Genomic DNA, 26,362 nt, shown 5'->3' with positions numbered 1-26,362 from the left:
TCACCGCCCGGTGAATACCGGCTTTCGCTTTTCGACGAATGACTTGACGCCTTCGCGCGCGTCGGCCGTTCGCGCGATGGCGGCAAGCGTCTGCGCCTCCTCCTCCAGCTGGCTTTCCAGCGACCGGTCCAGCGTCTGCGAAAACAGGCGCTTGATCGCGCCATAGGCCTCGGTCGGACCCGTCGCCACTTCCCGCGCTATTCGTTCCGCCTCGCGCTGCACGTCGCCATCGGGAACGACGAAGTCGACGAGGCCGAGCGACAGGGCTGTCCTGGCATCCAGCGTCTCAGCGAGCAGGAAGAATCGTCTCGCGCGCGCCACGCCGATCCGGCGCGTGACCGTGGTGGTAGAGCCGCTGTCCGGACTGAACCCGATCTTTGCGAAGGCCGACGAGATGCGCGCCGATTCCGCGATGACGACCAGATCCGCAGCCGCCATCAGCGACACGCTTCCGCCGGCAACATTGCCATGCACGGCGGCGACGACAGGCGCCCGCATGCGAACCATTCGCGCGATCGCGGCATGAAGATCGGCCGTCCAGGCCTTGATCGTTCGGGGAAGCGCGTCCCCCTGCTTCACCAGCGAGGTCAGGTCGCCGCCGACGCTGAACAGACGGCCGCGCGCCGACAGCAGGACCGACCGCACATCGGCCCGCTCGCTGAGTTCGGCAACGCACAGGCTGAACTCACGACAAAACTCCCCATCAATCGGATTGCCGCGGTCTGCCTGATTGAGAACGATGTGGGCGAGGCCAGCGTCGATGGTGCAATCAAAGCTCTTGGTCGACATCGCAAGATCCATCGGCGCCTCTCCCTCTCCGTGCCGCAACCAGTTTCACCGCCCGCGCGTCAGATCGACCGCGTTTGCTTTTCCTTCCGCACCGACGCCTGAATGGCCTCGCGGGCGCGCTGCCAGTCGGCCGGCGACACTTTCGCCAGGCCCGCGAAAGTACTGGGCGCCGCCAGATGATGGCCGCCGTCGATGCTGATCGTATCGCCGGTGATGTAGCTGCAGCCGTCCGACATCAGGAAGATCAGGAGGTTGCGCAACTCGTCCATCTTGCCGAAGCGGCGTAGCGGAACCTCGTCCGCCTGCGTCGCGCCGACACCGGTTTCCGCCAACGGATTGAGCTTGTCCCACGCGCCTTCGGTCGGAAACGGCCCCGGCGCAATCGCATTGACGCGAATGCCCTTGGGGCCCCACTCGACCGCCAGCGACATGGTCATGGCGTGCACCGCCGCTTTCGCCATGGCCGCCGGCACCACATAGGCCGATCCGGTCCAGACCCAGGTGACGAGATTGCTAATGATGACGCCGGGAAAACCTTCGGCAATCCACCGCCTGCCGCAGGCAACGGAAGCGTAAAAGGAACCGTCCATCACCGTCGACCGGATCGCCTCATAGCCGCGCGGCGACAGGCTTTCGGTCGGCGCCAGGAAATTGGCACCTGCGTTGTTGACGAGGCCGGTGAGCGGGCCGTCCGCCCATATCGCCGACATCATCGCCTCGATGCTATCAGGGTCGCGGACATTGGCGATCAAGGCGTCGGCTTGCCCGCGCGAGCGCTCACGGATCTCGGCCACGGCGAGATCCAGCACCTCCTTGCGCCGCCCGCATATGTAGACATGCGCGCCGTGGGCGGCGAACCCCACCGCCATTTCCTTGCCAAGCCCGGTGCCCCCGCCCGTGACCAGGATCCGCTTGCCTTGAAGCAGGGCGGCGTCGAACATGGTGTCTTCCTTCCCTGCGGCGCGATTTTGATCGCGCTTCGCTAGTCCCCAGCCAAAACCGGCACCGCAATTCATACACTAGCGTACTTCTTTTGTAAACTAGTTAACGGCTGGCTACTGCAGCGCCCATTTTGCGCCCAAAATCGCGATATGCCCTTTAAAATACGCTGGTGTATGGTATTAGTTGAAGGCCTGCCCCGACTCGCTTCAAGGGAAACATCGATGGTTGATCAGCCCGATTGGGATCTCCGGCTTGGATATCTCATCCATGACGTGTCGCGGCTCAGGAGGATGATGTTCGACCGCGCCCTGGCGCCGCTCGGAATCACCCGCTCGCAATGGTGGGTACTTGCGTTCATTTCGCGCAAGGACGGCCTGCCCCAGACCCAGCTCGCCAACGAGCTCGATGTCGGAAAGGTCGCCGTGGGGGCGCTGATCGATCGCTTGGAGTCTTCCGGCTTCGTGATACGGCAGGCCGATCCCGTCGACCGGCGCGTCAAGCGCGTCTACGTCACCAAGCAGGCCCGCGGTTTCCTCGAGAAGCTCCGCAAGGAAACCGACAAGTTCAACGCCATGATCGTCAACGGGATCGACCGCAAGCAGCTGGAAGGCGCATCGGATGCGCTGCTGGCCATGAAGCACAACCTGCTCGCCATGTCCGATGGCACGCTGCCGGAGGGCCAGAAAGAGAGCGAGGAGACGGAAGCGCCACGCGCCAAGGCCCGCAAGCGACGACGGGCGGCCTGAGCCACGTAACGTTTCGATACGCCGACATCGATGGCCGGCGGATCATTTCTTCTCGATTTTCGCAATCGCAACGATCTCTGCCCAGCGCTTGGTATCCGCCGCCTGAAATGTCCCCAACTCCTCGGGGGTCGCGGGGAACGGCTTGGCGCCGACCGATTCCAGATATGCCTTGGTGTCCTCCCGCGTGACGAATGCGGTCGTGAGCTCATTAAGCCTGGCAATGACATCGGCCGGCGTGCCGGCCCGCACATAGACGCCGACCCAGGCGGTCATATCTGATCCGGTTACCCCGGCTTCCGCTACCGTCGGAACGTTCGGCATCGACGCCAGCCGCTCGCCACTGGTCACCGCCAATACCCGCAACCGCCCATCCTGTACCAACCCTTGCGCGCTGGACGGATCGGCGAACACGCAATCGATCTCGCCGGAAAGAACGTCGGTCAGGGCCTGGGGCATTCCGCGATAGGGAACGTGCTGCATCGCAATTCCAGCACGAGACCGGAAGAGTTCGGCCGCACCCCGGCTCGACGTGTTGCCGCTGCCGAACGAGAGTGGCTTCTCGCGCGCCTTTGCCAATGCGACGAATTCGCCGACGTTGCGCGCGGGAAACTCTGCCCTGACCGTCAGCATCATCGGAATAGTCATGATCCCGGCAACCGGCGCAAAATCGCGGGCGGGATCATAGGGCATCGAATTGAAAAGATTGACGTTGGCGGCTTGCGTCGAGTTGGTGGTCACGAACACCGTGTATCCGTCGGCCTCGGCCTTCAGAACCGACAACGCCGCCAGATTGCCGTCGGCACCCGGCTTGTTCTCGACCACCACGGCTGCATTTGTGGCAGCCGCAACGCTCTCGGCCAGACGCCGGGTCACCGCATCGGTCGCGCTGCCCGCCGGGAACGGCACGACGAGGTTGATCCGCCGCGACGGATAGGATGCGGCATCCGCTACGTCCATCCCGAGCAGGACAACGAACAGGCTGAACGCGATCGTCAGGCACGCGCGCATGACTTGTTCCCCAACATCAACAGGTTGCCGCCATTGGCGGGGAGACGGTCCTCGATTTGTTCTTATTGTACGCTGGTTTACTATCCATGAGAACATTTTGTTACAAGCAGTCCATCCGGTTTATTGATGTGGACATCGCAACATCGACCAATGCTGATGCGTCACCCTACCCACAAGGTTCCGATTCACCGGTCGTCCCGACCAGTTCAATTCGGTCAATCCTGGCGAAGAGATTATCCGCCATGGCCAGATCCGTTGCGAAATGCATGGGATCGGCGTGACCGCAGATCACGTCGGGGAAATGCCAGTCCACCGTTGCCAGCACCACGTCTTTTGCCAGGATCGCCACTTTCAACGGATGCCGCCTGCCGATGCCGCGCACGCTCTGATAGCCGTCGGCAATGCAATAGAGCTCCAACCTCACCTTGCCATCGGCAACATGCTGAACTGACACCTCGATATTGCAAAAGCCGAACGCAGCATCGTCACTCGAGCCTTCCATGTAGAAATAGAAAGCGCCTATCGTGCCATGCGTACATGGGCCAAGCGCGCTGTCGCGCGGTACTTGCGGGTCCGGGCGGGCCGGCGTGCGCGGCGGCAGCGGCCCCAGCGAACAGAATTGGGGATAGGAATAGCACGTACCCAGGACAACCTCCCTCTCAACGAGCGCAGCGCACCGTCGACCTCGCTTCAAGGCCGAGCAGGCTTCGCGCATTATCAGCGAGCGTTTCACGCGCAATACCAAGCGCCGCTTCTGCGAATTCCGCCGGACGGTCCTGCTTGATGGTAAAGGGATAATCCGACCCCACCACCAACCGCTCCCTGCCGACTTTTGTAACGAGATAGTCCAGCGCCGCGCGATCATAGAGGATGGTATCGTAATAAAATGCCTTCGCGATCTCACCGGGATCGCACGAAAACAGGCTATCCAGGGGCGGTCCGATCGTTCTCGCATGCCGCAAGCGCGGCAATATCCAGGGCAGCGCGCCGCCGCCATGGCTGAGCAAAAACCGCAATTTCGGAAACGCCTCGACAGTGCCATTCGTCATCAGGGACACCGCCGCGAAGGCGGTCTCCAGCGGGAATGCAGCAACGGCGGCAAGTTCGGACCGTCCGCCCATGCGGTCGAGGCCGAGCGGATGCAGCGGGTGGACCATCACCATCAGGCCGGCCTGTTCGGCCGCGGCATAGACCTCGCGCAGCCGCGCATCGCCGAGCGGGATACCATTGATGTGGGTACCGATCTCGATGCCACGCAGGCCGAGCGAACTCACTTCCTCCAGCCGCTTGGCCGCAAGCGCCGTATCCTGCATCGGCACCATGCCGATGCCGACGAAATGCCGGGGATACGCGCGGCACAGTTCCGCGATCCCTTCATTGACTTGACGGCAGAGCGCGTCCGCGTCCCCGGCTGGAAACCAGTGCGACAACAACTCCGGCATCGGTGAAACGACCTGCACGTCGACGTCATCAGCCGCCATGTCGCCGATCCGGCGTTCTGCATCCCAGCTTCTGGAATCGATGACGCGAAATACCTTGCCGCCGACGATGACCGCGGCAGCGTCGCTCCCTCTGGTCTCGATCGACGGCCAGAGCGGATTGCGTTCCGTTTCCAACGGGATGCTGCGCGGAACGAAATGGGTATGGGTGTCGATGGCCTCGGCCAAAACGCTTCCTCGTTCTCGTTATGCACCGAAACGTGCCGTGCCAAAGATTCCGCTGGCGCTGCCGCGATCTCACTTTACAAGCAGGTTGGACTGTTTTTATTATGCTTGCAATCAAAGAATAAATGTCGGCTGCGTCAATCGCGGCCTGGGAGCGGACGAGGCCCGAAATTGTCGGTGCAGATCGAAAACATCGTGATTGCAGGTGCAGGCCAGGCCGGCGGCCGGGCCGCCGAAGCCCTGCGCGCGAAGGGGTTTCAGGGCGCGATCACGATGCTCGGCGAAGAACTGCATCCGCCCTATGAACGGCCGCAGCTCTCCAAGGAAATGCTTCACGCGCCGGACACGCCTGTCACCTATATCAAGCAGGCCGGTGACTGGCGCGACAAGTTGAGAGTCCGACTCGAGACCGGTGCGGCCGTAACCGATTGCGATGCCGATCGCCGGACCGTATCGACCGCGGACGGCCGCTCATTCGCTTTCGACCGCCTGCTGATCGCGACCGGAACGCGCCCTCGCCGCTTCGCTGCGCTCGATGACTGCGGGCTTGAGATTCAATACCTCCGCAGCGTCGAGGATGCACTGCGCTTCCGCAAGTCGATCCAGAACAAGTCGCGAATCGTGATCGTCGGTGGCGGCGTGATCGGCCTGGAAGCGGCCTGCGCGGCGGCGACGATGGGATGCACGGTCACCGTGATCGAAAGCGAACAGCGCCTGCTGGCGCGCGCGTTTCCTTCCATCGTCAGCGATCTCGTCGCGGCAAAGCACCGGAGCCACGGCGTCGGCTTCATCTTCGGCACGACGGTAAGCGGCGCCGCCGCGGACGGCGTGATGCTCTGCGACGGCCGCAAGCTCGCTGCCGATCTTGTGCTGGTCGGCATTGGTGTCGAATCGGTGCCGACAGTCGCGGACAAGCTTGGGCTGCCATCGGTCGCCGGGATCGCAGTCGACGCCAAAGGACGCACCGCGGCGCCCGGCGTGTTCTGCGCCGGAGACGCGGCGCTGCAATGGAGCCGCTGCCACGGCCGTGCCATCCGGGTCGAAACCTGGGCCAATGCGCAGAATCAGGCGATATCGGTCGCCGCCAACATGATCGGTGAGGCAAGCGAATATAACGACCCGCCCTGGTTCTGGACCGATCAATACGACCTGAACATTCAGGTCGCCGGCGACATGCTCGACAGCGATCACATCGTTCGTGGCGATACGCGTTCGGGAAAGTTCTCGGTGATCGCGATGCGCGGCTCGGATGTGGTCGGCGCGCTGTCGGTCAATGCCGCCAAGGAGATGGCCATGCTGCGGCGCGTGATCGCGGCAAATAAGCACCCTGCCCGCGCCGATCTGGAGTCACCTGCCTACGATCTGCGGACCGCCTTGAAATGAAAACAAGCAAAGAACCTTTTGGGGAGAGACAGCAATGAACGCGTTCCAGCGGATGAACACCGCGCTCATGGTCGACGAATCCAAAAAGATCTTCAAGGTTTCGCGCCAGGCCTTTGTCGATCCCGAGATTCTGGAAGCCGAACGGACAAGGATATTCGACAAATGCTGGCTTTATCTCGGCCATAGTTCCGAACTCGCCAAGCCCGGCGATTTCGTCACCCGTCAGGTGGGCGGCCGGAATATCCTGTTCGCACGCGACGGCAAAGGCAATCTCAAGGCGATGCTGAACACCTGCCCGCATCGCGGGGCGCAAGTCTGCCGCGAGAAGCACGGCAGCGCCAAATCCTTCCAGTGCTTCTATCACGGCTGGGTGTTCGGGCTCGACGGAAAGCTGCGCAGCCAGCCGGGGGAGACGTCTTACGCCGAGGATTTCAAGGAGCGCTCGACCTCCAACATGCAGCAGGTTCCACGCTTCGAGAGTTACCGCGACTTCAACTTCATCTGTTTCGACAAGGGCGTCGAAGACCTCTCGGACTATCTCGGCCCGGTCAAGGAATATCTCGACGTGATCTGCGACCAGGCCGAAACCGGGATGACGATCGTCGGCGGCACGCAGGAATATTCGATGCGCGCCAACTGGAAGCTTCTGACCGAAAACAGCATCGACGGCTATCATGCGCTGACGACGCACGCGACCTATCTGGACTATCTGAAGTCGGCAACGGGGGCGCTGGCCCAGGTCGCGTTCGAGGGATCGGCCCGCGATCTCGGCAAAGGCCATGCCGTGCTCGAGTACAAGGCGCCCTGGGGCCGCCCCGTGGCGCAGTGGATTCCCTCCTGGGGCGAGGAAGGCAAGCGCGAACTCTCACGCCTCTATGACGGCCTGCTCGCGCGGTTCGGGAAGGAACGCGCCGACCGCATTGCTACCTTCAATCGCAACCTGTTCATCTTCCCGAACCTCGTGATCAACGACATCATGGCGGTGACAGTGCGGACCTATTATCCCGCCGCACCCGATTTCATGAATATCAGCGCCTGGGCGCTCGCCCCCAGGGAGGAAACCGAATGGGCGCGGAAGTACCGGCTGTTCAACTTCCTCGAGTTTCTCGGCCCCGGTGGTTTTGCGACGCCCGACGACGTCGAGGCGCTCGAACAGTGTCAGCGCGGTTTTCGCAACTCCGCCGAGGCGCAGTGGAACGACATTTCAAAGGGCATGGGCAAGGCAAACCCGTCCTATGACGACGAGTTGCAGATGCGCGCGTTCTGGTCGAACTGGAATGAACACGTTTTCAGGGTGCCGGCATGAACGACGGAGCAACAGTCATGCAAGCCATAGCTCGCACGGAAGTCGAGGATTTCCTGTTTGCTGAAGCTGAACTGCTTGACGAATGGCGCCTGCCGGAATGGCTGGAACTGTTCACGGACGATGCGATCTACTACGTCCCGGCAACCGATCTCGCCGTCGATGCTTCGCCCGATAACAACCTGTTCTATGTCGCCGATGACCGCTTCCGGCTCAGCGAGCGGGTCAAGCGCCTGATGAAACGAACCGCGCACGCCGAGTTTCCGCATTCGAGGACTCGTCACCTCGTCAGCAACGTGCGAATCCGAAAACAGATCGGCGACGAACTGGAGGTCAGTTCGGCATTCATCACCTATCGGACCAAGGACGGCGTGACCGATACCTATTTCGGCAGCAATCGCTATCGCCTGCTGCCCGGCAACGGCACGTTCCGGATCAAGGAAAAGCGCTGCCTTCTGGACAGCGAGGGTCTGCGCGGCCAGGGCCGCGTCAGCATCATTCTCTGAAGAAATGACGGACATGGACAAAAAGCTCAGAGATAACGTTGCCATCGTCACCGGTGCGGCGAAAGGCATCGGTCTTGCAATCGCCGAGCGGCTGGCAAGGGACGGCGCCAGGCTGGTGCTTGCCGATCTCGACGAGAGCAGGCTGCAGCGGGCCGCCGCGCATCTCGCCAGGGAGTTCGGCGCGGAGATCGCAAGCCATGCCGGTGACCTCGCCAATCAGGATACAGCGGAAAAGACCGTCAATCTGGCGAGCGAACGGTTCGGCCGGCTCGACATTCTCGTCAACAATGCCGGCGGCGGCATCATCAAGGCCTTTGCGGAACATTCGCCGGAAACGCTGAAGACCACGATCGACCGCAACCTGTGGACCGCCCTGTGGTGCTCCTGGTACGCGGTCCCCAGGATGCGCGCGCAGGCGTACGGCCGCATCATCAATCTTGGCGCCGACTCCGTCCGCAATGGCTTGTGGGATCACGCCGCCTATAACGCCGCCAAGGGCGGCGTTCACGGTCTCACCACCGGCATGGCGCGCGAATTCGCCAAAGACGGCATAACCGTGAACACGGTCGCCCCCTGCGCGGTGAATACACCGCAGATGATGGCGATCACGAAGAGCAATCCTCAGCTTGCCGCCAAGTTCGTCAGCGTCATCCCCATGGGCCGTCCGGCCGAAATGGAGGAAGTCGCCTCCATGGTCTCTTATCTCGCTTCCGCCGAAGCGTCGTTCGTGACCGGCCAGGTCATCAGCGTCAACGGCGGCAGCACCATGCTCTAGGGTTCATGCGATGGCCGAAACAGTAATTCTTTGCGCCGCCGACGAGGTGGTCGAAGGCGAAATCAAGCAGGCTCCCCTGCCCGATGGCTCCAATGTCGCGCTCTATCGGGTCGATGGCTCAATCTACGCCACCGCCGACATGTGCACCCATGGCGAAGCTTCGCTTGCGGAGGAAGGCATCATCAGCGGGAAGATCGTGGAGTGCACTTTTCATTTTGGCACTTTCGACGTCACCACCGGCGAGCCGACCGGAATGCCCTGCGAGGTCGCGTTGAAAACATATCCCGTCACCATCGTTGACGGGCAGGTTCAGATTGAGGTGTGAAAATGCCGAACCGTCCCGACCGTGTCCCCGCCCCGCAAAGAACCGCGCGCCGATCGCGTGGCACCGCCCGGCGACGAACCCAGGCGGAACGCACGGAGGAGACGCGAACGCGAATCCTGAAAGCTGCGTCCGAGCTGATACGCCGGCGCGGTTACGCCCGTTTTCGAACCGCCGATGTCGCCGCCGAGGCGGGCTTGTCACGGGGCGCGCAACTTCACCATTTCCCGACGAAGGATTCGCTCGTCGTGGCGACGCTGGAGTATGTTTTTGAACAGGCCCAGATCCAGAGCCGCCGCCGCGCCGCCGCCATCAACCGGCCGCGCGACCTGATCGAAGCCGTCATCGAAGACGCCCGCGAATTCTTCTTCAGCGAGCACTTCATGGTGGCGATCGACATCGTGCTGTCGACCTCGACCGACCATGCCGTTCGCAAGCAAATCCTCGACATCTCCCGCAAGGCCCGCCGGCCGGTCGAGACAGCCTGGACCGAGGCGCTGGCGGCGAGCGGCGTGCCGGCCTCGGTAGCTGCCGACATCGTCGCACTGACTCTCAGCGTCGTCCGCGGCATGGCGCTGCGCACGCTCTGGGACAACGATCCAAAATGGTTCGATGAGCTGTTCGCGGTCTGGCGGCGGATGATCAAGATTTTCCTCGAGCACCAGCACCCGAAGGCGCGGACACGATGAACAATGGCCGCGCCATACCGCTGATCAGTTCGGTCTGCTACGTCCGGCTCGCCGTCAGCGAGCCCGGCGCCAGCGCACGCTTTGTCTCCGACATCTTTGGCCTGCAGCGCGTCGCCGATCAGGATGGCGAGATTGCCTTTCGTTCGGACGACCGCTTTCGCACGGTAAGCCTCGGCCATCAGGCCCCGGACGGTGCAAGCGTTGGCATAGAAGTCTGGGACGATGACGCCCTGAAGGAGATCGGCCGGCGGCTAAGCACGGCCGGCTTTACAGCCAGGGAGGCCACCGCCGGCGAGTGCCGGCGCCGCTACGTGCAATCAGCGCTGCTGGCCGAGGATGCATCGGGCAACCGGATCGATCTGGTGGTCCGGCCCACCCGAAGCGGACGGCGCTATTTTCCGGCGCGCGACGCCGGCATCGTCGCTTTTCACGGCGTTGGCCTCCGCACGACCGATCACGTCCGCGACCTCGCGTTCTGGCGTGCGCTTGGCGCCGAGGTGAGCGACTGGGTCGGTGATATCGCCTATGTGAGGATCGACGGACTGCATCATCGCGTTGCGCTCTATCCATCAAAACGCAACGGAATTCTCTACACGGCATTCGAAGTCGAAGCGCTCGATCATATCATGCAGAACAGCTATTTCATGCAGGAAAGCCAGCTCAGGGTCGTTCAGGGCCCAGGCCGCGAACCAGCTTCGCGCCAGATGTTCCTGCATGTCGAGGGACCCGACGGCCTGATCTTCTCTTATGTGAATGGCATGGCCACGCTCGATGGAAAGCCGCGGCTGGCGCGGCAGTTTCCGCTCGCCACGACCTCGCTCTGCGACTGGGGGAGCGAAAGCAAAGATGTACCGGAACTGGGCGCAGCGGTGTAGATGCACGGGAGAGCAGCATGATTCAGCTAAAGGACGTGAGCTACGTTCGCCTTGGTTCGCCCGACCTGGAGTCTGCCGAGATTTTCGCCACGACCTGCCTCGGACTGCAGATTGCCGAACGCGGCAAGAAGGATCTCTATCTCCGTTCCGACGCCCGCGCGCATACGCTGTGCTATTCCGAGGGCAATCCCAATGATCAGACCGTCGGCTTCGAGGTCGAGGACGAGGCCAGCCTGCAGGAAGCGGCTTCGACGCTTGAGTCGCTCGGCCATGCCGTCCACGCCGGCTCCCCGCATGAAGCCGAGCAACGCAAGGTAAGAGCCTTCATCGGCTTTCGCGATCCGACCGGTAACCACATTGAACTCGTGGTGCGGCCCGAACGAAGCGGGCGCCGCTATTTTGCCAGCCGCGACGCCGGGATTACCGGCTTCAGCCATATCGGACTGAATTCCAGCGATCCCGCCCGCGACGAACGGTTCTGGACCCAGGTGTGCAACGCCCGCGTCAGTGACCGCATCGGCGACATCCCGTTGATGCGCGTCAACGCGATCCATCACACGATCGCGCTTGTGCGCGCCCCGAAGGCCGGCATCCAGCACATCAATCATCAGGTGGAGAGCAGCGACGATGTGCTGCGCTCCTATTATTTCCTCAGTGAGCGCCGCGTGCCAATCGTGTTCGGCCCGGGCCGACATCCGACGTCGGGCGCACGCTTCCTGTACTTCGAGGGCCCCGACGGCATGATCTTCGAATATTCGGTCGGCGTCGACGAGATCGAGGACGAGACCACGCACCGGCCGCGGCAATTCGGCTTCGAGCCGGCGAGTTTCTGCATGTGGGGCTCAAAGCCCGCCGGCATGACCTTGCCGAACAACTGAACGCGCGCTTTTTGGGGGCGGAGAAAGTTCCTGACAGGGCCGCCTCGTCAAGCCTCCCCATGGCGGGTGCAAGATACTATGTTAAGGCCATGAAGAATCACGGCCAGCCCCAAGCCATTGGTTCAATAGCCACGCCGGAGCCCTTCCCGCGGCAAAGCTTCGACGACGCACGGGAGGCGGTCGCAGCCTTGCGATCGCTTTATGCGCGAAACACTTCGTTCCTGCGCGATTCCTTCGCCGCGCTCGCGGCCGGTGGCGACAGCAACCGGCGCTACCGCGCCTTCTATCCGGAAGTCAGCGTCACCACGAACTCATATACGCAGATCGATTCCCGCCAGGCCTATGGCCATATGCCGACGCCTGGGCACTTCTCGACCACGATCACCCAGCCCGACCTGTTCGAAACCTATCTCATCGAGCAGCTTGATCTGATCATGCACAATCATGGCGTTCCGGTCGTCGTATCGGAATCGGATACGCCGATCCCGCTGCATTTTGCTTTTCTTGAAGGCACCTATGTTGACGGCAGCGCGGCCAAGCACATCAAGCGACCGCTCCGGGACCTGTTCGACGTTCCCGACCTTGATGGAACCGACGATCAGATCGCCAACGGCACATATGAAGCGCCGGTCGGCCGGCCGCGGCCGCTGGCGCAATTCACCGCGCAGCGCGTCGACTATTCGCTGCACCGCCTGACGCACTACACGGCCACCAGCCCGCAGCACTTCCAGAATTTCGTACTTTTCACCAACTACCAATTCTACATCGATGAATTCTGTGCGCGCGCCAGAGAGCTGATGGCGAAAGGCGGCGGCGGCTATACCGAATTCGTCGAGCCGGGCAACGTCATCACCTACCCCGGCGAACAGCGGCTGGATGCCGGCGCGCCGGCACTACGCCTGCCGCAGATGCCGGCGTATCATTTGAAGAAACCGGACTATGGCGGCATCACCATGGTCAACATCGGCGTCGGGCCGGCGAACGCCAAGACGATCACCGACCATATTGCCGTGCTGAGACCGCATGCGTGGCTGATGCTCGGGCACTGCGCCGGATTGCGCGACACCCAGGCGCTGGGCGACTATGTGCTGGCCCACGCTTACGTGCGCGAGGACCATGTTCTCGACGACGATCTCCCGTTATGGGTCCCTATTCCCGCGCTCGCCGAAATTCAGGTCGCGCTCGAGGAAGCCGTGGCGGAAGTCACGGGGTTTTCCGGATACGACCTGAAGCGCATCATGCGCACCGGCACCGTTGCCTCCATAGACAACCGCAACTGGGAGCTACGCGACCGGCGTGGTCCGGTGCAACGGCTGTCGCAGTCGCGGGCGATCGCGCTCGACATGGAATCGGCGACCATCGCAGCCAACGGATTTCGCTTTCGCGTGCCCTACGGAACCTTGCTGTGCGTGTCCGACAAGCCTTTGCACGGCGAGCTGAAGCTGCCCGGCATGGCCACCGAATTCTACAAGCGGCAGGTCGGCCAGCATTTGACGATCGGCATCAGGGCGCTGGAGAAGCTGGCGGATATGCCGCTGGAGCGGCTGCACTCGCGCAAGCTCCGAAATTTTTCGGAAACGGCTTTCCAGTAAGCAGCCAGCTATCGCGTCCCGTATGCGCGATCCCCGGCATCGCCGAGGCCGGGCAGGATAAAGGCGTTCGCATCCAGCCCCTCGTCGATCCCGGCCGTCCACAACCGCACGTCGGGATGCAAGCCGCGAAAGCGCTCCACCCCTTCCGGCGCAGCAAGCAGGCACACCAACCGGATGTCCTTCGCGCCGCGTTCCTTCAGCCGGTCCACCGCCGCCACCGCCGTGTTCGCAGTTGCAAGAACCGGCGACACCACGATCGCCAACCGCTCGCGAAGATCGGACGGCGATTTGAAGAAATATTCGACCGCCACGAATGACTGCGGTTCGCGATAGAGCCCGATATGCGCGACGCGGGCGGTCGGAACGAGGTCCAGCATTCCGTCGACAAAGGTCACCCCTGCCCGCAATACCGGCACGAAGACCAGCTTCTTTCCCGCGATCTTGGCGGAGTGCATGCGTGCAAGCGGCGTCTCCACCTCCACATCGGTCAGCGGCAGATCGCGCGTCACCTCGTAACAGAGCAGCATCCCGATCTCCTTGAGGAGCTCGCGAAATGACTTGGTCGAAATTGTCTTGTCCCGGATCAGCGTAAGCTTGTGCTGGACCAGTGGGTGATCCACGATCGTAACGCCTTCCATGCTCTTGCCCTCTTGCGAATAGTCGCTCAAAAAACCGTACCATCGCTGACGACCTTGACCGGCGGAGAGCCGTCGGGCCGGCGTTCGAACGCCATCGCCCTGCCCGCCGCCCAGGTGCCACCTTCCAGAATCTTCGCCAGTGGAAGCGAGACGGGATCGAGGCCAACGCGCTGCCGCAGCAGATCCGCCAGCCGGTCCAGTAGCGCAACGGTCAGCGCCCTCCACTCGACCACGAGCGGAGACGCGACATCGTGCTCGCGTTGCGCGTCCACGGGGTCGCGAAACTCAAGGACCCCGGCGTCGACGAACAACCCGCCGTTGCGATATTCCGCCAGGCCCGTCAGGCCGTCGATATCGGTCACCTGCAGCCCGGCCCGCTGCATCGGCTCGATCAGCGAATACGACAGCCACTGCGACAGCTTGTGCAGCGGCACCAGTTCGCTGGTCGCGTCCTCGGTCTTGAGCGCGGGATGACGCCAGCAATCTCCCAGCGGAATTCCGCCGAGCGTGATGCGCGACGGCCAGATCGGCCCGAACTGGCGCAAAAGCTCCGACAAGATCGTCGGGGCCTCGATCACGCCCTGCTCGGCCGCCCCCGTGAGGTGATCAAACAATCCGCCGGGTCGGGCCGTGTCGCCGCGAGCGAAAACCTGCGGCGCCGCCGATACCTGTTCACCCAGCCGGCGAAGAAGGCTGACACGGCCTTCGAGGCCAACCAGCGGATTGTCGTCCGCAACCTGAAAGCCAGTCCGCAGATCGGCAACGGTCAGTCGCTGAAGTACAGCGGCATCGGCCCGCAGCGGCTCATCAGCCTTCGCGGAGAAAACGCCGCGCGCAAACATGTCCAGGCTGGCAAGCGCCAGCCCCTCCGAACGGCCAATGCTTGTGCCCGTCAGGGGATCTCGATAGCGCCACGACGGACCTGCGCCGGCGTCGAGAAACACGCTGATGATGGCGAGATCAAATTCGGCGCGGGCGCGCTCCTTGCCGTCGCGCCAGCCCCTCGCGCCGGCAAGTGCCGCCCAACGATCGACGCCACCGACGACGAAATGGCGCCAGCGCGAATGAAACGGCACGTCGAATGTCGGATAGGCCTTGCGCGTTGTCGCAAGCACGAGATCAACCGCCGCCTCGAGCCGGCCAAGGTCCACCCGGAAATGCCGAAGCTGGTCGCTCAGGCCGATGTTCAGCATCCGGTGGGCGCGAGCGCGCACCGCTTGCGCACTCAAAAGAGAAAGGGCGTCTGCGCTCGTGTCTTCGGTCACGATCAAAGGTCCGGCCCGCGCTAATATTTTTCGAGCGGCCGGCCGGAGGCGATCAGGTCCTCGGGCTTCTGGTCCGGCGAAAAATATCCTGCAGCCTTCTTGGCGGCGATTTCCACATGGGCGTCGGCCGGAATCATGTCATCGGGAATAGCGACGCGCTCGACAATTTCGATACCCTGCCCCGTCAGCGCATCATACTTCATGTCGCTCATCGAAATGAAGCGGTCGATGCGTTTCAATCCCAGCCAGTGAATGACGTCAGGCATCAATTGCTGGAAGCGCGCATCCTGAACCCCGGCAACGCATTCCGTTCGTTCGAAATAGGCGGCCGCATCGTCGCCCGCTTCCTGGCGCTTGCGCGCATTGTAGACCAGAAACTTCGTGACCTCGCCGAGCGCCCTTCCTTCCTTGCGGTTGTAGACGATGACGCCCAGGCCGCCGGCCTGTCCGGCGCGCGCGCATTCCTCGATGCCGTGGATGAGATAAGGACGGCAGGTGCAGATATCGGAGCCGAAGACATCCGAGCCGTTGCACTCGTCATGGACGCGGCAGGTGATCTTGGTCCGATGGTCCGGAAGCTTCGTGACGTCGCCGAACAGATAGACGGTCGTTCCGCCGATCGGCGGAAGAAAGACCTGCAGATCCGGGCGCGTGACAAGCTCGGGAAACATGCCGGCCGTCTGTTCGAACAGTGCACGCCGCAGGTTGGTCACGCTGGTGCCGAAGCGCTGCGCGATCCCCGGCAGATACCAGACAGGATCGATCGCGATCTTGACGACGGAGACGGAGCCGCTGGCGTGAACGAACTCGCCATCGGCCTCCAGCCGCTTGGCCGCCAGAGCCGCCTGAATTTCCGGCAGATCGAGACGGGCGCGCGTGATCGCGATGCTCGGCCTGATATCGATGCCCTCAGCGATTTCGGCGCGGTAGTTCTCCGCCACGAGATGTCCCCACGGATCGAGCGCAACAATGCGCTCAGGATCCATCCATTGCGAGAACGGCCCGACGGTCGCGGCTGGGTGTGTGTTGGTCAGATCGGGGCGACGGATCGGGTCCAGCGCCCCCGAAGATACGGCAAGCGCGCGATAGACCGCATAGGAGCCGCCGTGAGTGCCAATCACATTACGATCCTGCGGACGCGATACGGTCCCGATGATCGGACCACGTTCACGCGCGGTCGGCGCACCCCACCGGATCGGGAATTCATGCGTCGCACCGGGCACCGGGTGCGATGTCAGGCGGATATGGTCGGTACGATTGGACTGGCTCATCTTTCGGTAGTCCCAAAACGGCAACGGCCCGCCTGAATGACGGGCCTGACCGGAAAACCAATTGAATTTGCAGGGGTCACTGACCCATGCAGCATTATATAAGCAAGTTGCGCGCATACACAACCATCAAGAGGGGTAATCCGCCCTTCGGTCGAGCGCCATCGGTTGACCAGGACCCATGGCCGGACGCCCAAGGGTAAATCACGTGTATCAACGTTCGATCACTTTTTAAGGTAACCAACGACGCCGGCGAAGCGCGGGCCGATCCGGTGCGCTACAACGTCAGGCTCGGCAGATCGAGCCCGTTGGCGCGGGCACATGCGGCAGCACTTTCATAGCCGGCGTCGGCATGGCGCATGACGCCTGTCGCTGGATCGTTCCACAGCACACGTTCGAGACGACGCGCAGCCTCCGGCGTTCCGTCGGCGACAATGACCATGCCGGCGTGCTGCGAATAGCCGATCCCGACGCCCCCGCCATGATGCAGCGAGACCCATGTGGCCCCGCTGGCGCAATTGAGCAGCGCATTGAGCAGCGGCCAGTCGGACACCGCATCCGAGCCGTCGCGCATCGCTTCGGTTTCGCGGTTCGGACTCGCGACCGAGCCGCTGTCGAGATGATCGCGGCCGATGACAATCGGCGCCTTCAACTCGCCACGCGCCACCATTTCATTGAACGCCATGCCGAGCCGATGGCGATCGCCGAGGCCGACCCAGCAGATCCGCGCCGGCAGACCCTGAAACTTGATCCGCGCTTTGGCCATGTCGAGCCAGTTGTGCAGATGCTTGTCGTCAGGCATCAACTCCTTCACCTTGGCATCGGTGCGGAAGATGTCTTCGGGATCCCCTGATAGTGCCGCCCAGCGGAACGGGCCGATACCGCGGCAGAACAGCGGACGGATATAGGCCGGAACGAAGCCGGGGAAATCGAACGCGTTCTTCAGTCCCATGTCCTTCGCCATCTGGCGAATGTTGTTGCCGTAGTCGAGCGTGGGAATGCCTTGCGCGTGGAAATCCAGCATGGCCTGAACGTGGCCGACCATGGAGGTCTTCGCCGCGACTTCAACCGCTTTCGGATCGTCGCTGCGTTTCGACTCCCACTCGGCAAGCGTCCATCCCTTCGGCAAATAGCCGTTGATCGGATCGTGCGCGCTGGTCTGATCGGTGACGATGTCAGGCCTGACGCCGCGGCGCACCAGTTCAGGAAAGATATCGGCAGCATTGCCGAGCAGGCCGACCGAAATTGCCTTCTTGCTCTGCGCCGCCTCCGCCATGATCGCAAGCGCCTCGTCAAGCGAGCTTGCCTGCCGGTCGAGGTAGCCTGTGCGCAGACGCATCTCAATGCGGCTCGGCTGGCATTCGATCGCGAGCATCGACGCGCCGGCCATGGTCGCGGCAAGCGGCTGGGCGCCGCCCATGCCGCCGAGACCCGCCGTCAGTATCCACTTGCCCGCGAGATTGCCGCCGTAGTGACGCCGCCCGACCTCGACAAAGGTTTCGTACGTCCCCTGCACGATGCCCTGGCTGCCGATGTAGATCCACGAGCCTGCCGTCATCTGGCCGAACATCATCAGCCCGGCCTTGTCGAGTTCATTGAAGTGATCGAGCGTCGCCCAGTGCGGCACCAGATTCGAGTTCGCGATCAGCACGCGCGGCGCATCGGCATGGGTGCGGAAAATTCCGACCGGCTTGCCCGACTGGACCACCAGCGTCTGGTCGCCCTCAAGCTTGCGCAGCGAGGCAACGATCCGATCGAAACTTTCCCAGTCGCGGGCAGCGCGGCCGATACCACCGTAGACGACGAGCTCGCTCGGCCGTTCGGCAACATCGGGATCGAGATTGTTCATCAGCATCCGGAGCGGTGCTTCTGTCAGCCAGCTCTTGGCGCTGATCTCTGAGCCGTGGGGCGCTCGGATCGTGCGGTCGTTGTCCAGTCGGCGGTTCATGACAAGGAGTCTCTCTCGGCAAGGATTGGAAACGGGTTCTGTTCGAGCACCGACATCGCGGCGGCCGGCAATGCGCCAGCTTCGACCAGCGCCGCAGCCTTCTTCAGATCGTCGGCCATATATCGATCGTGACCGAGCGCCGGCACCTGCTCACGCAACACTGCAATGACCGCGGCAAGCGCAGGGCTGGTCGTATGCGGGGCACGCAGGCCGATGCCTTGCGCCGCAACCAGGAGCTCGATGCCTAGTATAGTGGCAAGATTGTCCGCCATGTCAGACAAACGGCGTGCGGCATGCGCGGCCATCGACACATGATCTTCCTGGTTGGCGCTGGTCGGCGTCGAATCGATCGAGCAGGCCGCGGCGCGTTGCTTGTTCTCGGCATAGAGCGCAGCCGCCGTCACCTCGGCAATCATGAAGCCGGAGTTGAGGCCGGGATCGGGCGTGAGGAACGGCGGCAGGCCGAAGTTCAGCGCGGGATCGACGAGGGTCGCGATGCGCCGCTCGCTGATCGCGCCGATCTCGGACAGCGCCAGCGCAATCTGGTCGGCGGCAAACGCGACCGGCTCCGCGTGAAAATTGCCGCCCGAGACGATCTCTCCCGTATCAACCAGCACCAGCGGGTTGTCGGTGACGGCGTTGGCCTCGATCGTCAACGTGCGGGCGGCTTGTATCAAAATGTCGAGCGCGGCGCCGGCCACCTGCGGCTGGCAGCGCAGGCAATAGGGATCCTGCACGCGCTCGTCGCCTTCGAGATGCGACATGCGGATATCGCTGCCCTCAAGCAATGCCGTCAGGGCGGCGGCTGCAGCGACTTGTCCGGCATGCGCCCGCAGTTGCTGGATCTCCGGACGAAACGGCGCCGTCGAAGCCATGGCCGCATCGACCGACAAGGCGCCTGTCACGAGCGCGGCGCAAGCCAGGCGGTGGGCGCGCAGCAATCCGGAAATGGCATAGGCGGTGGAAAACTGCGTGCCATTGATCAGCGCAAGGCCTTCCTTCGGCCCGAGCGTGATCGGCGTGAGATCAGCGGCGGCCAGCGCATCGCGGGGCGGCACAATGCTTCCATCGACCAGCGCCTGCCCCTCACCGATCATGACGGCGGTCATATGCGCCAACGGCGCCAGATCGCCGGACGCTCCGACCGATCCCTGCTGCGGCACCAGCGGGTAAATGCCTCGTGCCAGCATGGCCTGAAGCTGTTCGATGATTTCGCGGCGCACGCCCGATGCGCCTCGCCCGAGCGAGACGATCTTCAGCGCCATCATCAGGCGAACGATCGGTTCCGGCGTCGGTGACCCGACCCCGCAGCAATGCGACACAATGAGATTGTGCTGCAGCACGGCCGTCTGGTCGGCAGCGATTCGTTTCGATGCCAGTTTTCCGAAACCGGTATTGATGCCGTAGACGGGAGCTTCCGCACGCGCAGCCGCTGCAACAATCGAAGATGCAGCTTCAACGCGCGGCCAGAAGGATGGATCGAGCACGACCGGCGCACCGGCAAGGACCTGCGCCAGATCGTCGAGGCTGACCCTTCCAGGCGAAACCACAATGGAGGCGTCGGGGCCGCTCACTGTCCCCTCCACACCCGGTTATGCAATGGGTTGAAACCGATGCGGTAAACGAGCTCGGCCGGCCGCTCGACATCCCAGATCGCGAGATCGCAATATTTGCCGGCCTGGAGCGTACCGGTCTCGCCGAGAATGCCGAGCGCGCGGGCCCCTTCGCGCGTTACGCCGGCGAGGCATTCGGCAACGGTCATCCGAAACAGCGTTGCCCCCATGTTCAAGGCCAGCAGAAGCGACGTCAGCGGCGAGCTGCCGGGGTTGCAATCGGTGGCCAGCGCCATGTTCACGCCATGTGTGCGGAACAGTTCGACCGGCGGCTTCTTCGTCTCGCGAATGAAATAGAACGCGCCCGGCAGCAGCACGGCCACCGTCCCTGCCCGCGCCATGGCGGCAACGCCGGCCTCGTCCGTGTGCTCCAGATGATCGGCGGACAAAGCGGAAAATTCCGCGGCAAGCGCGGCGCCGCCGAGATTCGACAGTTGATCCGCGTGCAGCTTGACCGGCAATCCAAGCGCTTTTGCCGCGCGGAACACCCGCGCCGTTTGCTCTCCCGAGAACGCGATGCCCTCCATGAAGCCGTCGACGGCGTCCGCCGATCCGGCCTGCGCCACCGCCGGCAACATCTCGCGGCAGACAAGATCGATGTATCGATCCTTGTCGCCATCGGCTTCCGGCGGCAGCGCGTGCGCGCCAAGAAACGACGTCTTGATGGCGACCGTCCGGGTGCGGCCCAGCGTACGCGCCGCCGATAGCTGGCGCATCTCGGTTTCCGTATTGAGCCCGTAGCCGGATTTGATCTCCAGCGTCGTCACGCCCTCGCCGATCAAGGCGTCGAGCCTTGGCAGCGCGCCGGCCACAAGCTCGGCCTCGCTCGACGCCCGCGTTGCCGCAACCGTCGAGACAATACCGCCGCCTGCACGCGCAATCTCTTCATAGCTTGCGCCCTGCAGCCGCAGCTCGAATTCATGTGCACGGTTGCCGCCAAACACCAGATGGGTGTGACAGTCCACCAGTCCCGGCGTGATCCAGCGCCCGGCGCAATCGATCCGCTCGGCAGCATCGGTATCCGATGGAAAATCGGCCCGGCTGCCGGCGAAGGCGATGCGGCCGCCGCGCGCGGCAACCAGGCCATCCTCGATCACACCGAGCCCGGGCATATCCTCCCGAACCGTAGCGAGCCGGGCATTGAGCCAGATTCGATCGAAGCGCTCGGCCATGCAGTCCTCCGCGGCAGGAGCTTGACGTATCGATATGTCTATACATAAAATCGTGTGGTCGTTCTGTCCAGCCGGTTTCGAAACATGTCGACACTGCATTTCGCATCAGCGCTGCTCCCCTCGGGGTGGGCCGATGACGTGCAAATGGAGGTGACGGATCAGACCATCACGAAGGTTACGGCCGGCGTTCCGCCGGGCCCGCACGACGAACGCTACAGGCTCGCCATTCCCGGCATCGCGAGCCTGCACAGCCACGCATTTCAGCGCGGCATGGCGGGGCTCGCCGAAACGCGCGGCGCTTCCGCGGATACGTTCTGGACATGGCGCGAGACAATGTATCGCTTCGCGCGCGAAATGACGCCGGAAGACACCGAAGCCGTTGCGACGCTGCTCTATGTCGAGATGCTCGAGCAAGGTTTTACGCGCGTCGGCGAGTTCCACTATCTCCACCACGACCACGATGGCGCGCCATACGCCAACCTCGCCGAGATGGCGACGCGAATTGCGCGGGCCGCCGAAATCGCCGGTATCGGGCTGACGCTGCTGCCGAGTTTCTACGCGCATGGCTCGTTTGGTGGCGCGGCCCCGCATGCCGGCCAGCGCCGGTTCATCTGCTCGGTCGACCAGTTCGCCAGGCTGATTGACGCGACACGGTCAGCCGTCCGCGCGTTGCCCGGAGTCAATATCGGCATCGCGCCACACAGCCTGCGCGCCGTGACGCCTGACGAATTGGCAGCCATCGCGCCGCTGGCCGAAGGCGGACCGGTGCATATCCATGCCGCCGAACAGACAAAAGAGGTCGAGGACTGCATCGCCTGGTCGGGCCGACGGCCAGTTGAGTGGCTGCTTGAGCATGCCCCCGTCGATCGGCGCTGGTGCCTCATCCATGCGACCCATATGACAGAGGCGGAAACCGCCGCGCTTGCTAGAAGCGGCGTGGTCGCCGGGCTCTGCCCGGTCACCGAAGCGAGCCTTGGCGACGGTATTTTTCCAGCCCGCGAATTCCTTGACGCCGGCGGACGGTTCGGTATCGGCACGGACTCCAACGTGCTGGTCGGCGTGACCGACGAACTGCGTCGGCTCGAATATGGCCAGCGCCTGAAACACCGCGAGCGCAATGTGCTGTCAGGCGGTCCCGGCCTGTCGACCGGCCGCGCGCTGTTCGAAGCCGCGCGCTCCGGCGGAGCCCAGGCGCTCGCACAGCCAACCGCCGGACTTCAGGCAGGTGCGCGCGCCGACATCGTGACCCTCGACACCACCCATCCCTCGCTCGCTGGACGCCGCGGCGACGCCGCCCTCGACGGCTGGATTTTTGCGACGAGCGCAGGCGCCGTCGACACGGTCTGGGCCGGCGGCGCCAAAGTCGTCGAGAATGGACGGCATATGCTGCGTCAGAAGGCGCGGGACACGTTCAATGCAGCGGTGCGGAGGCTTGTGGCATGAGCCTCGCCACCGATCGCGGCAAACCCCAGTCGGCCGACAAGCCGACGCTGTACAAGCAGATCCGGATCGACATCGAGCGCCGCATCCTGACCGGAGAATGGCCGCCCGGTCATCGCATCCCGTTCGAGCACGAACTGATGTCGCTCTATGGCTGCTCGCGCATGACGGTGAGCAAGGCGCTGTCGGAGCTGGCGCAGGCCGATCTTATCGAGCGGCGGCGCAAGGCGGGCAGCTTTGTCCGCCGTCCCACATTTCTGTCGGCGGTGCTCAAGATCGCCGACATTCGCGCGGAGATCGGCGCGCTCGGCCGCAGTTACGGCTATGAGCTGATCCAGTGCTCGCGGCGCGCCGCAAACGCCGCCGACCGCGACCGCCTTGGGGCAAGGAAAACCGGCAAGGTGATCGCGATTGCGTGCCGTCACAGCGCAGACGACGTGCCGTTCGCCATCGAGGACAGGCTGATCGATCTCGACGCAGTGCCCGAAGCGGCCACGGCGGATTTTGCGACCGAGCCACCCGGCACATGGCTGCTTCACCATGTGCCATGGACGGAAGCCGAGCATTCGATCAGCGCCATCGTGGCTGACGAACAGGCCGCGGCGGCGCTCGATATCGCCATCGGGGCGCCCTGCCTCGTGATCGACCGGCACACCTGGCGCAGCTCCCGGCCGCTAACGGCCGTGCGCCTGCTCTATCCGGGCGAGTCTCATAAACTGGTTGCCCGCTTCAAAGGCGGCTGAGGGATAACAATGCGCGCAAGATCTGGCACAAGCTATGCAACAGTTTCGATGAACGTGAACTGACCAAGACACAATCCATGAACCAGCAAAAGGGATACAGCCATGCGTAGTTTTGGATTTTTGGCGGCAGCCGCCGCTCTCTTAGTAACCGCACCGGCCGCCGCTCAGGACGTAAAGGTCGGCATCGGCATTTCCGGATGGACCGGGTTTGCGCCACTCACGCTCGCAAACCAGGCCGGCATCTTCAAGAAGAACGGCCTCGATGTGACGATCAAGAAGATCCCGCAGAAGGACCGCCATCTCGCCATCGCTTCAGGCGACATCCAGTGCGCGGCGACCACGGTCGAGACCTGGATTTCCTGGAATGCCAATGGCGTTGCGACCAAGCAGATCTTCCAGCTCGACAAGAGCTACGGCGCCGACGGCATGGTAACGCGGAACGATGTCGCGGCGATCAAGGATCTGAAAGGCAAGACGGTCGCCGCGTCCGCGCCCGGCACCGCTCCCTACTTCACCCTGGCCTGGATGCTCAAGAAGAACGGCCTTACGGTCAAGGACGTCACGGTGGTAAATCTGGAGCCAGCCGCAGCGGCGCAGGCATTCGTGTCCGGCCAGAACGATGCAGCCATGACCTATGAGCCTTATTTGTCGACGGTGCGCGCCGCGCCCGACAAGGGCAAGATCATCGCGACCACGCTCGACTACCCGATGATCATGGACACATTCGGCTGCACGCCGAAATTTCTGACCGAGAATCCGAAAGCCGCGAAGGCGCTGGCCGACAGCTATTTCGAGGCTGTCGCCATGATCGAGAAGGACCAGGCCAAGTCTTACGAAATCATGGGCTCCGATGTGAAGCAGTCCGGCGAACAGTTCGGCAACTCGGCAAAGTATCTGCGCTGGCAGGACAAGGCTGCGAACCAGAAATTCTTCGCAGGCGAGTGGCAGGCCTTTACCAAGGAGGCCGCGGACCTGTTACTGGAGATCGGCATCATCAAATCGATTCCGAAAATCGACGATCTCGTTGATACGAGCTTCATCAAGTAGTTTTGGTTTGCGCCGGTCCCGCCTTCGGTCACGGGAGCGGGACCAGCGATATCAGCACACCGTTTTTAGGATATCCTGTGATACGTCCCCTGGATCCCGTGACATCGAGGCAGCGCGCGACCTATGGCCTTGCGTTCTTCGTGCTTTTCGTCGCCGTGTGGGCGTGGGCAACCTTCGGCGGCTACGTCTCCAAGACCTTCCTCGCCAACCCGCTGACCATGTTGCAGGAGGGTTGGGAGCTACTGACAAAGCACGGCTTCCTGTTCGACATCGGCATGACCATCTGGCGGGTCGTCGGCGGCTTCGTGCTGGCGGCCATCATCGCCGTGCCACTCGGCGTGTTGATGGGTGCCTACAAGCCGATCGAAGCCTTTCTGGAGCCGTTCGTCTCGTTTGCCCGCTATTTGCCCGCCTCGGCCTTCATCCCGCTGCTGATCCTGTGGGCGGGCATCGGCGAACTGCAGAAGCTGCTGGTCATATTCATCGGCTCGGTGTTCCAGATCATCCTGATGGTCACCGTCACGGTCGGAAACACCAGGCGCGACCTTGTCGAAGCCGCCTACACGCTCGGCGCCAGCGACCGCGGCATCATCAACCGGGTGCTGTTGCCTTCCTCCGCCCCCGAAGTCGCGGAAATCCTTCGGCTCGTTCTCGGCTGGGCGTGGACCTATGTCATCGTCGCCGAGCTGATCGGATCATCCTCGGGCATCGGCCACATGATCACCGACAGCCAGGCCCTGCTCAACACCGGCCAGATCATTTTCGGCATCATCGTCATCGGGCTGATCGGCCTGGTATCGGACTTTCTGTTCAAGGCTTTCAACGCCTGGCTATTCCCGTGGAAGCTGGCATGACCGAGCTCAAAATCGATCAAGTCGCCCGCACCTTCCCCGCACGCCAGGGCCATGCACCGACGCGCGCCCTGGAACCGATCGACCTCAACGTCGGCAACAATGACTTCGTTACCATCCTCGGCCCGTCGGGCTGCGGAAAATCAACGCTGCTGCGCATCATCGCCGGGCTCGACCGGCCGACCAGCGGCCGCGTCATTCTGGACGGGCAAGAGGTCACGGGCCCCGGCGCGGATCGCGGCATGGTGTTTCAGTCCTACACGCTGTTTCCATGGCTGACCGTGCGAGAGAACATCGCGTTCGGCCTGCGCGAGCGCGGGGTTTCGGAAGCGGACCGCGAAAAAATCGCCGACGGTTTCATCCAGCGCGTCGGCCTGTCGGGCTTCGAAAATCATTGGCCGAAGCAACTCTCCGGCGGCATGCAGCAACGCACGGCGATCGCACGAGCTCTGGCCAACGATCCCAAAATCCTGTTGCTCGACGAACCGTTCGGCGCGCTGGATAATCAAACCCGCGTGCTGATGCAGGAAATGCTGCTCGGCATCTGGGAACGCGACCAGAAGACCGTGCTGTTCGTCACGCATGATATCGAGGAAGCGATCTTCCTCGGCAGCCGCGTCATCGTCATGAGCGCCCGCCCCGGCCGCATCAAGGCCGAGATCGCGGTCGATCTGCCGCACCCGCGATCCTACAAGATCAAAACCGCGCCTGAGTTCGTCAGACTGAAGGAACGGCTCGTCGAAGAGATCCGCGCCGAGGCCTTGAAGGTTGCGGCTCACGCCTGACCATCGCGCGCTGTGAAATACGCCCCCGGACGCGGTGAAATCAGTCCCGGATTTTGCTACGCTGATCCCTGCTTGCACTGGACTCGTTGGATGCCGTCGCATCCAACACTCCTGACCGCC

At 63.0% G+C, this 26,362-nt stretch carries 26 protein-coding genes; 15 read left to right on the top strand and 11 right to left on the bottom strand.

The annotated features are described in order from the left end of the window. The gene (locus LMTR21_RS13140) at positions 1-801 is read right to left on the bottom strand and encodes an enoyl-CoA hydratase/isomerase family protein (RefSeq protein ID WP_065749989.1); all 801 of its coding nucleotides are present in this window, start codon (positions 799-801) and stop codon (positions 1-3) included. A 47-nt stretch (positions 802-848) separates the two neighbouring features. Next, positions 849-1,730, bottom strand: coding sequence for an SDR family oxidoreductase (locus LMTR21_RS13135; protein ID WP_065749988.1), 882 nt, complete (start codon positions 1,728-1,730; stop codon positions 849-851). A 222-nt stretch (positions 1,731-1,952) separates the two neighbouring features. Here LMTR21_RS13135 and LMTR21_RS13130 point away from each other — a divergent pair, with 222 nt between their 5' ends. After that, positions 1,953-2,477, top strand: coding sequence for a MarR family winged helix-turn-helix transcriptional regulator (locus tag LMTR21_RS13130; RefSeq protein ID WP_065749987.1), 525 nt, complete (start codon positions 1,953-1,955; stop codon positions 2,475-2,477). A gap of 42 nt (positions 2,478-2,519) precedes the next feature. On the opposite strand, the gene LMTR21_RS13125 is transcribed toward LMTR21_RS13130, so the two are convergent. The 3 genes from LMTR21_RS13125 to LMTR21_RS13115 all read right to left on the bottom strand — a co-directional run bounded on the left by LMTR21_RS13125 (position 2,520) and on the right by LMTR21_RS13115 (position 5,152). Beyond that, on the bottom strand, positions 2,520-3,485 hold the full coding sequence (locus tag LMTR21_RS13125; RefSeq protein ID WP_065749986.1) for a Bug family tripartite tricarboxylate transporter substrate binding protein: 966 nt from the start codon (positions 3,483-3,485) through the stop codon (positions 2,520-2,522). Between the two features lie 166 nt (positions 3,486-3,651). Next, positions 3,652-3,987 (bottom strand): hypothetical protein, encoded by a 336-nt coding sequence (locus LMTR21_RS13120; RefSeq protein WP_065749985.1) that lies wholly within the window; start codon positions 3,985-3,987, stop codon positions 3,652-3,654. Between the two features lie 157 nt (positions 3,988-4,144). Beyond that, positions 4,145-5,152, bottom strand: coding sequence for an amidohydrolase family protein (locus tag LMTR21_RS13115; protein ID WP_065749984.1), 1,008 nt, complete (start codon positions 5,150-5,152; stop codon positions 4,145-4,147). 174 nt (positions 5,153-5,326) lie between these two features. Here LMTR21_RS13115 and LMTR21_RS13110 point away from each other — a divergent pair, with 174 nt between their 5' ends. The 9 genes from LMTR21_RS13110 to LMTR21_RS13070 all read left to right on the top strand — a co-directional run bounded on the left by LMTR21_RS13110 (position 5,327) and on the right by LMTR21_RS13070 (position 13,472). Then, positions 5,327-6,532, top strand: a complete 1,206-nt coding sequence (locus LMTR21_RS13110) for an NAD(P)/FAD-dependent oxidoreductase (RefSeq protein ID WP_246175701.1) — start codon at positions 5,327-5,329, stop codon at positions 6,530-6,532. A gap of 34 nt (positions 6,533-6,566) precedes the next feature. After that, complete coding sequence (locus tag LMTR21_RS13105) at positions 6,567-7,838, top strand: aromatic ring-hydroxylating oxygenase subunit alpha (protein WP_210250574.1); 1,272 nt, start codon at positions 6,567-6,569, stop codon at positions 7,836-7,838. 17 nt (positions 7,839-7,855) lie between these two features. Next, complete coding sequence (locus tag LMTR21_RS13100; RefSeq protein ID WP_210250573.1) at positions 7,856-8,341, top strand: aromatic-ring-hydroxylating dioxygenase subunit beta; 486 nt, start codon at positions 7,856-7,858, stop codon at positions 8,339-8,341. Positions 8,342-8,354: 13 nt separating this feature from the next. Continuing rightward, positions 8,355-9,116, top strand: coding sequence for an SDR family oxidoreductase (locus tag LMTR21_RS13095; protein ID WP_141688022.1), 762 nt, complete (start codon positions 8,355-8,357; stop codon positions 9,114-9,116). Between the two features lie 10 nt (positions 9,117-9,126). Continuing rightward, positions 9,127-9,441, top strand: coding sequence for a non-heme iron oxygenase ferredoxin subunit (locus LMTR21_RS13090; protein ID WP_065749980.1), 315 nt, complete (start codon positions 9,127-9,129; stop codon positions 9,439-9,441). 2 nt (positions 9,442-9,443) lie between these two features. Then, a complete protein-coding gene (locus LMTR21_RS13085; protein WP_065749979.1) occupies positions 9,444-10,127 on the top strand; it encodes a TetR/AcrR family transcriptional regulator in 684 nt (227 codons plus the stop codon). Then, the gene (locus LMTR21_RS13080) at positions 10,124-11,002 is read left to right on the top strand and encodes a VOC family protein (RefSeq protein ID WP_065749978.1); all 879 of its coding nucleotides are present in this window, start codon (positions 10,124-10,126) and stop codon (positions 11,000-11,002) included. The genes LMTR21_RS13085 and LMTR21_RS13080 overlap by 4 nt, the downstream gene beginning before the upstream one ends. Positions 11,003-11,019: 17 nt before the next feature. Further along, positions 11,020-11,880, top strand: a complete 861-nt coding sequence (locus LMTR21_RS13075) for a VOC family protein (RefSeq protein WP_065749977.1) — start codon at positions 11,020-11,022, stop codon at positions 11,878-11,880. Between the two features lie 89 nt (positions 11,881-11,969). Next, positions 11,970-13,472 (top strand): AMP nucleosidase, encoded by a 1,503-nt coding sequence (locus tag LMTR21_RS13070; protein WP_148635965.1) that lies wholly within the window; start codon positions 11,970-11,972, stop codon positions 13,470-13,472. An 8-nt stretch (positions 13,473-13,480) separates the two neighbouring features. Here the strand turns inward: LMTR21_RS13070 and upp are convergent, their stop codons facing one another. From upp to hutI, 6 genes are all read right to left on the bottom strand, one after another. Then, positions 13,481-14,110, bottom strand: a complete 630-nt coding sequence (upp, locus tag LMTR21_RS13065; protein WP_065750354.1) for a uracil phosphoribosyltransferase — start codon at positions 14,108-14,110, stop codon at positions 13,481-13,483. A 26-nt stretch (positions 14,111-14,136) separates the two neighbouring features. Then, the gene (locus LMTR21_RS13060; protein WP_084030367.1) at positions 14,137-15,375 is read right to left on the bottom strand and encodes a URC4/urg3 family protein; all 1,239 of its coding nucleotides are present in this window, start codon (positions 15,373-15,375) and stop codon (positions 14,137-14,139) included. A 20-nt stretch (positions 15,376-15,395) separates the two neighbouring features. Next, on the bottom strand, positions 15,396-16,646 hold the full coding sequence (locus tag LMTR21_RS13055; protein WP_065749974.1) for a GTP cyclohydrolase II: 1,251 nt from the start codon (positions 16,644-16,646) through the stop codon (positions 15,396-15,398). A 274-nt stretch (positions 16,647-16,920) separates the two neighbouring features. Then, positions 16,921-18,591: a urocanate hydratase gene (gene hutU, locus LMTR21_RS13050; protein WP_065749973.1), complete on the bottom strand. Its 1,671-nt coding sequence runs from the start codon at positions 18,589-18,591 to the stop codon at positions 16,921-16,923. Then, on the bottom strand, positions 18,588-20,165 hold the full coding sequence (gene hutH, locus LMTR21_RS13045; RefSeq protein ID WP_065749972.1) for a histidine ammonia-lyase: 1,578 nt from the start codon (positions 20,163-20,165) through the stop codon (positions 18,588-18,590). The genes hutU and hutH overlap by 4 nt, the downstream gene beginning before the upstream one ends. After that, the gene (gene hutI, locus LMTR21_RS13040; protein ID WP_065749971.1) at positions 20,162-21,376 is read right to left on the bottom strand and encodes an imidazolonepropionase; all 1,215 of its coding nucleotides are present in this window, start codon (positions 21,374-21,376) and stop codon (positions 20,162-20,164) included. The genes hutH and hutI overlap by 4 nt, the downstream gene beginning before the upstream one ends. 84 nt (positions 21,377-21,460) lie before the next feature. Between hutI and LMTR21_RS13035 the strand changes: the two genes are divergently transcribed. From LMTR21_RS13035 to LMTR21_RS13015, 5 genes are all read left to right on the top strand, one after another. Next, positions 21,461-22,819, top strand: coding sequence for a formimidoylglutamate deiminase (locus tag LMTR21_RS13035; RefSeq protein WP_065749970.1), 1,359 nt, complete (start codon positions 21,461-21,463; stop codon positions 22,817-22,819). Next, positions 22,816-23,559 (top strand): histidine utilization transcriptional repressor HutC, encoded by a 744-nt coding sequence (hutC, locus tag LMTR21_RS13030; RefSeq protein WP_065749969.1) that lies wholly within the window; start codon positions 22,816-22,818, stop codon positions 23,557-23,559. The genes LMTR21_RS13035 and hutC overlap by 4 nt, the downstream gene beginning before the upstream one ends. 102 nt (positions 23,560-23,661) lie before the next feature. Continuing rightward, positions 23,662-24,606, top strand: a complete 945-nt coding sequence (locus tag LMTR21_RS13025) for an ABC transporter substrate-binding protein (protein ID WP_065749968.1) — start codon at positions 23,662-23,664, stop codon at positions 24,604-24,606. A gap of 80 nt (positions 24,607-24,686) precedes the next feature. Further along, positions 24,687-25,460, top strand: a complete 774-nt coding sequence (locus LMTR21_RS13020; RefSeq protein ID WP_141688053.1) for an ABC transporter permease — start codon at positions 24,687-24,689, stop codon at positions 25,458-25,460. Further along, complete coding sequence (locus LMTR21_RS13015; RefSeq protein WP_065749966.1) at positions 25,457-26,242, top strand: ABC transporter ATP-binding protein; 786 nt, start codon at positions 25,457-25,459, stop codon at positions 26,240-26,242. The genes LMTR21_RS13020 and LMTR21_RS13015 overlap by 4 nt, the downstream gene beginning before the upstream one ends. Positions 26,243-26,362: the final 120 nt, after the last annotated feature.

Origin of the sequence: Bradyrhizobium paxllaeri (assembly GCF_001693515.2) — a bacterium.
Lineage (GTDB): Bacteria > Pseudomonadota > Alphaproteobacteria > Rhizobiales > Xanthobacteraceae > Bradyrhizobium > Bradyrhizobium paxllaeri.
Note: the sequence above shows the minus strand (reverse complement) of the source record. Positions and strands in the feature narration are given on the sequence as shown.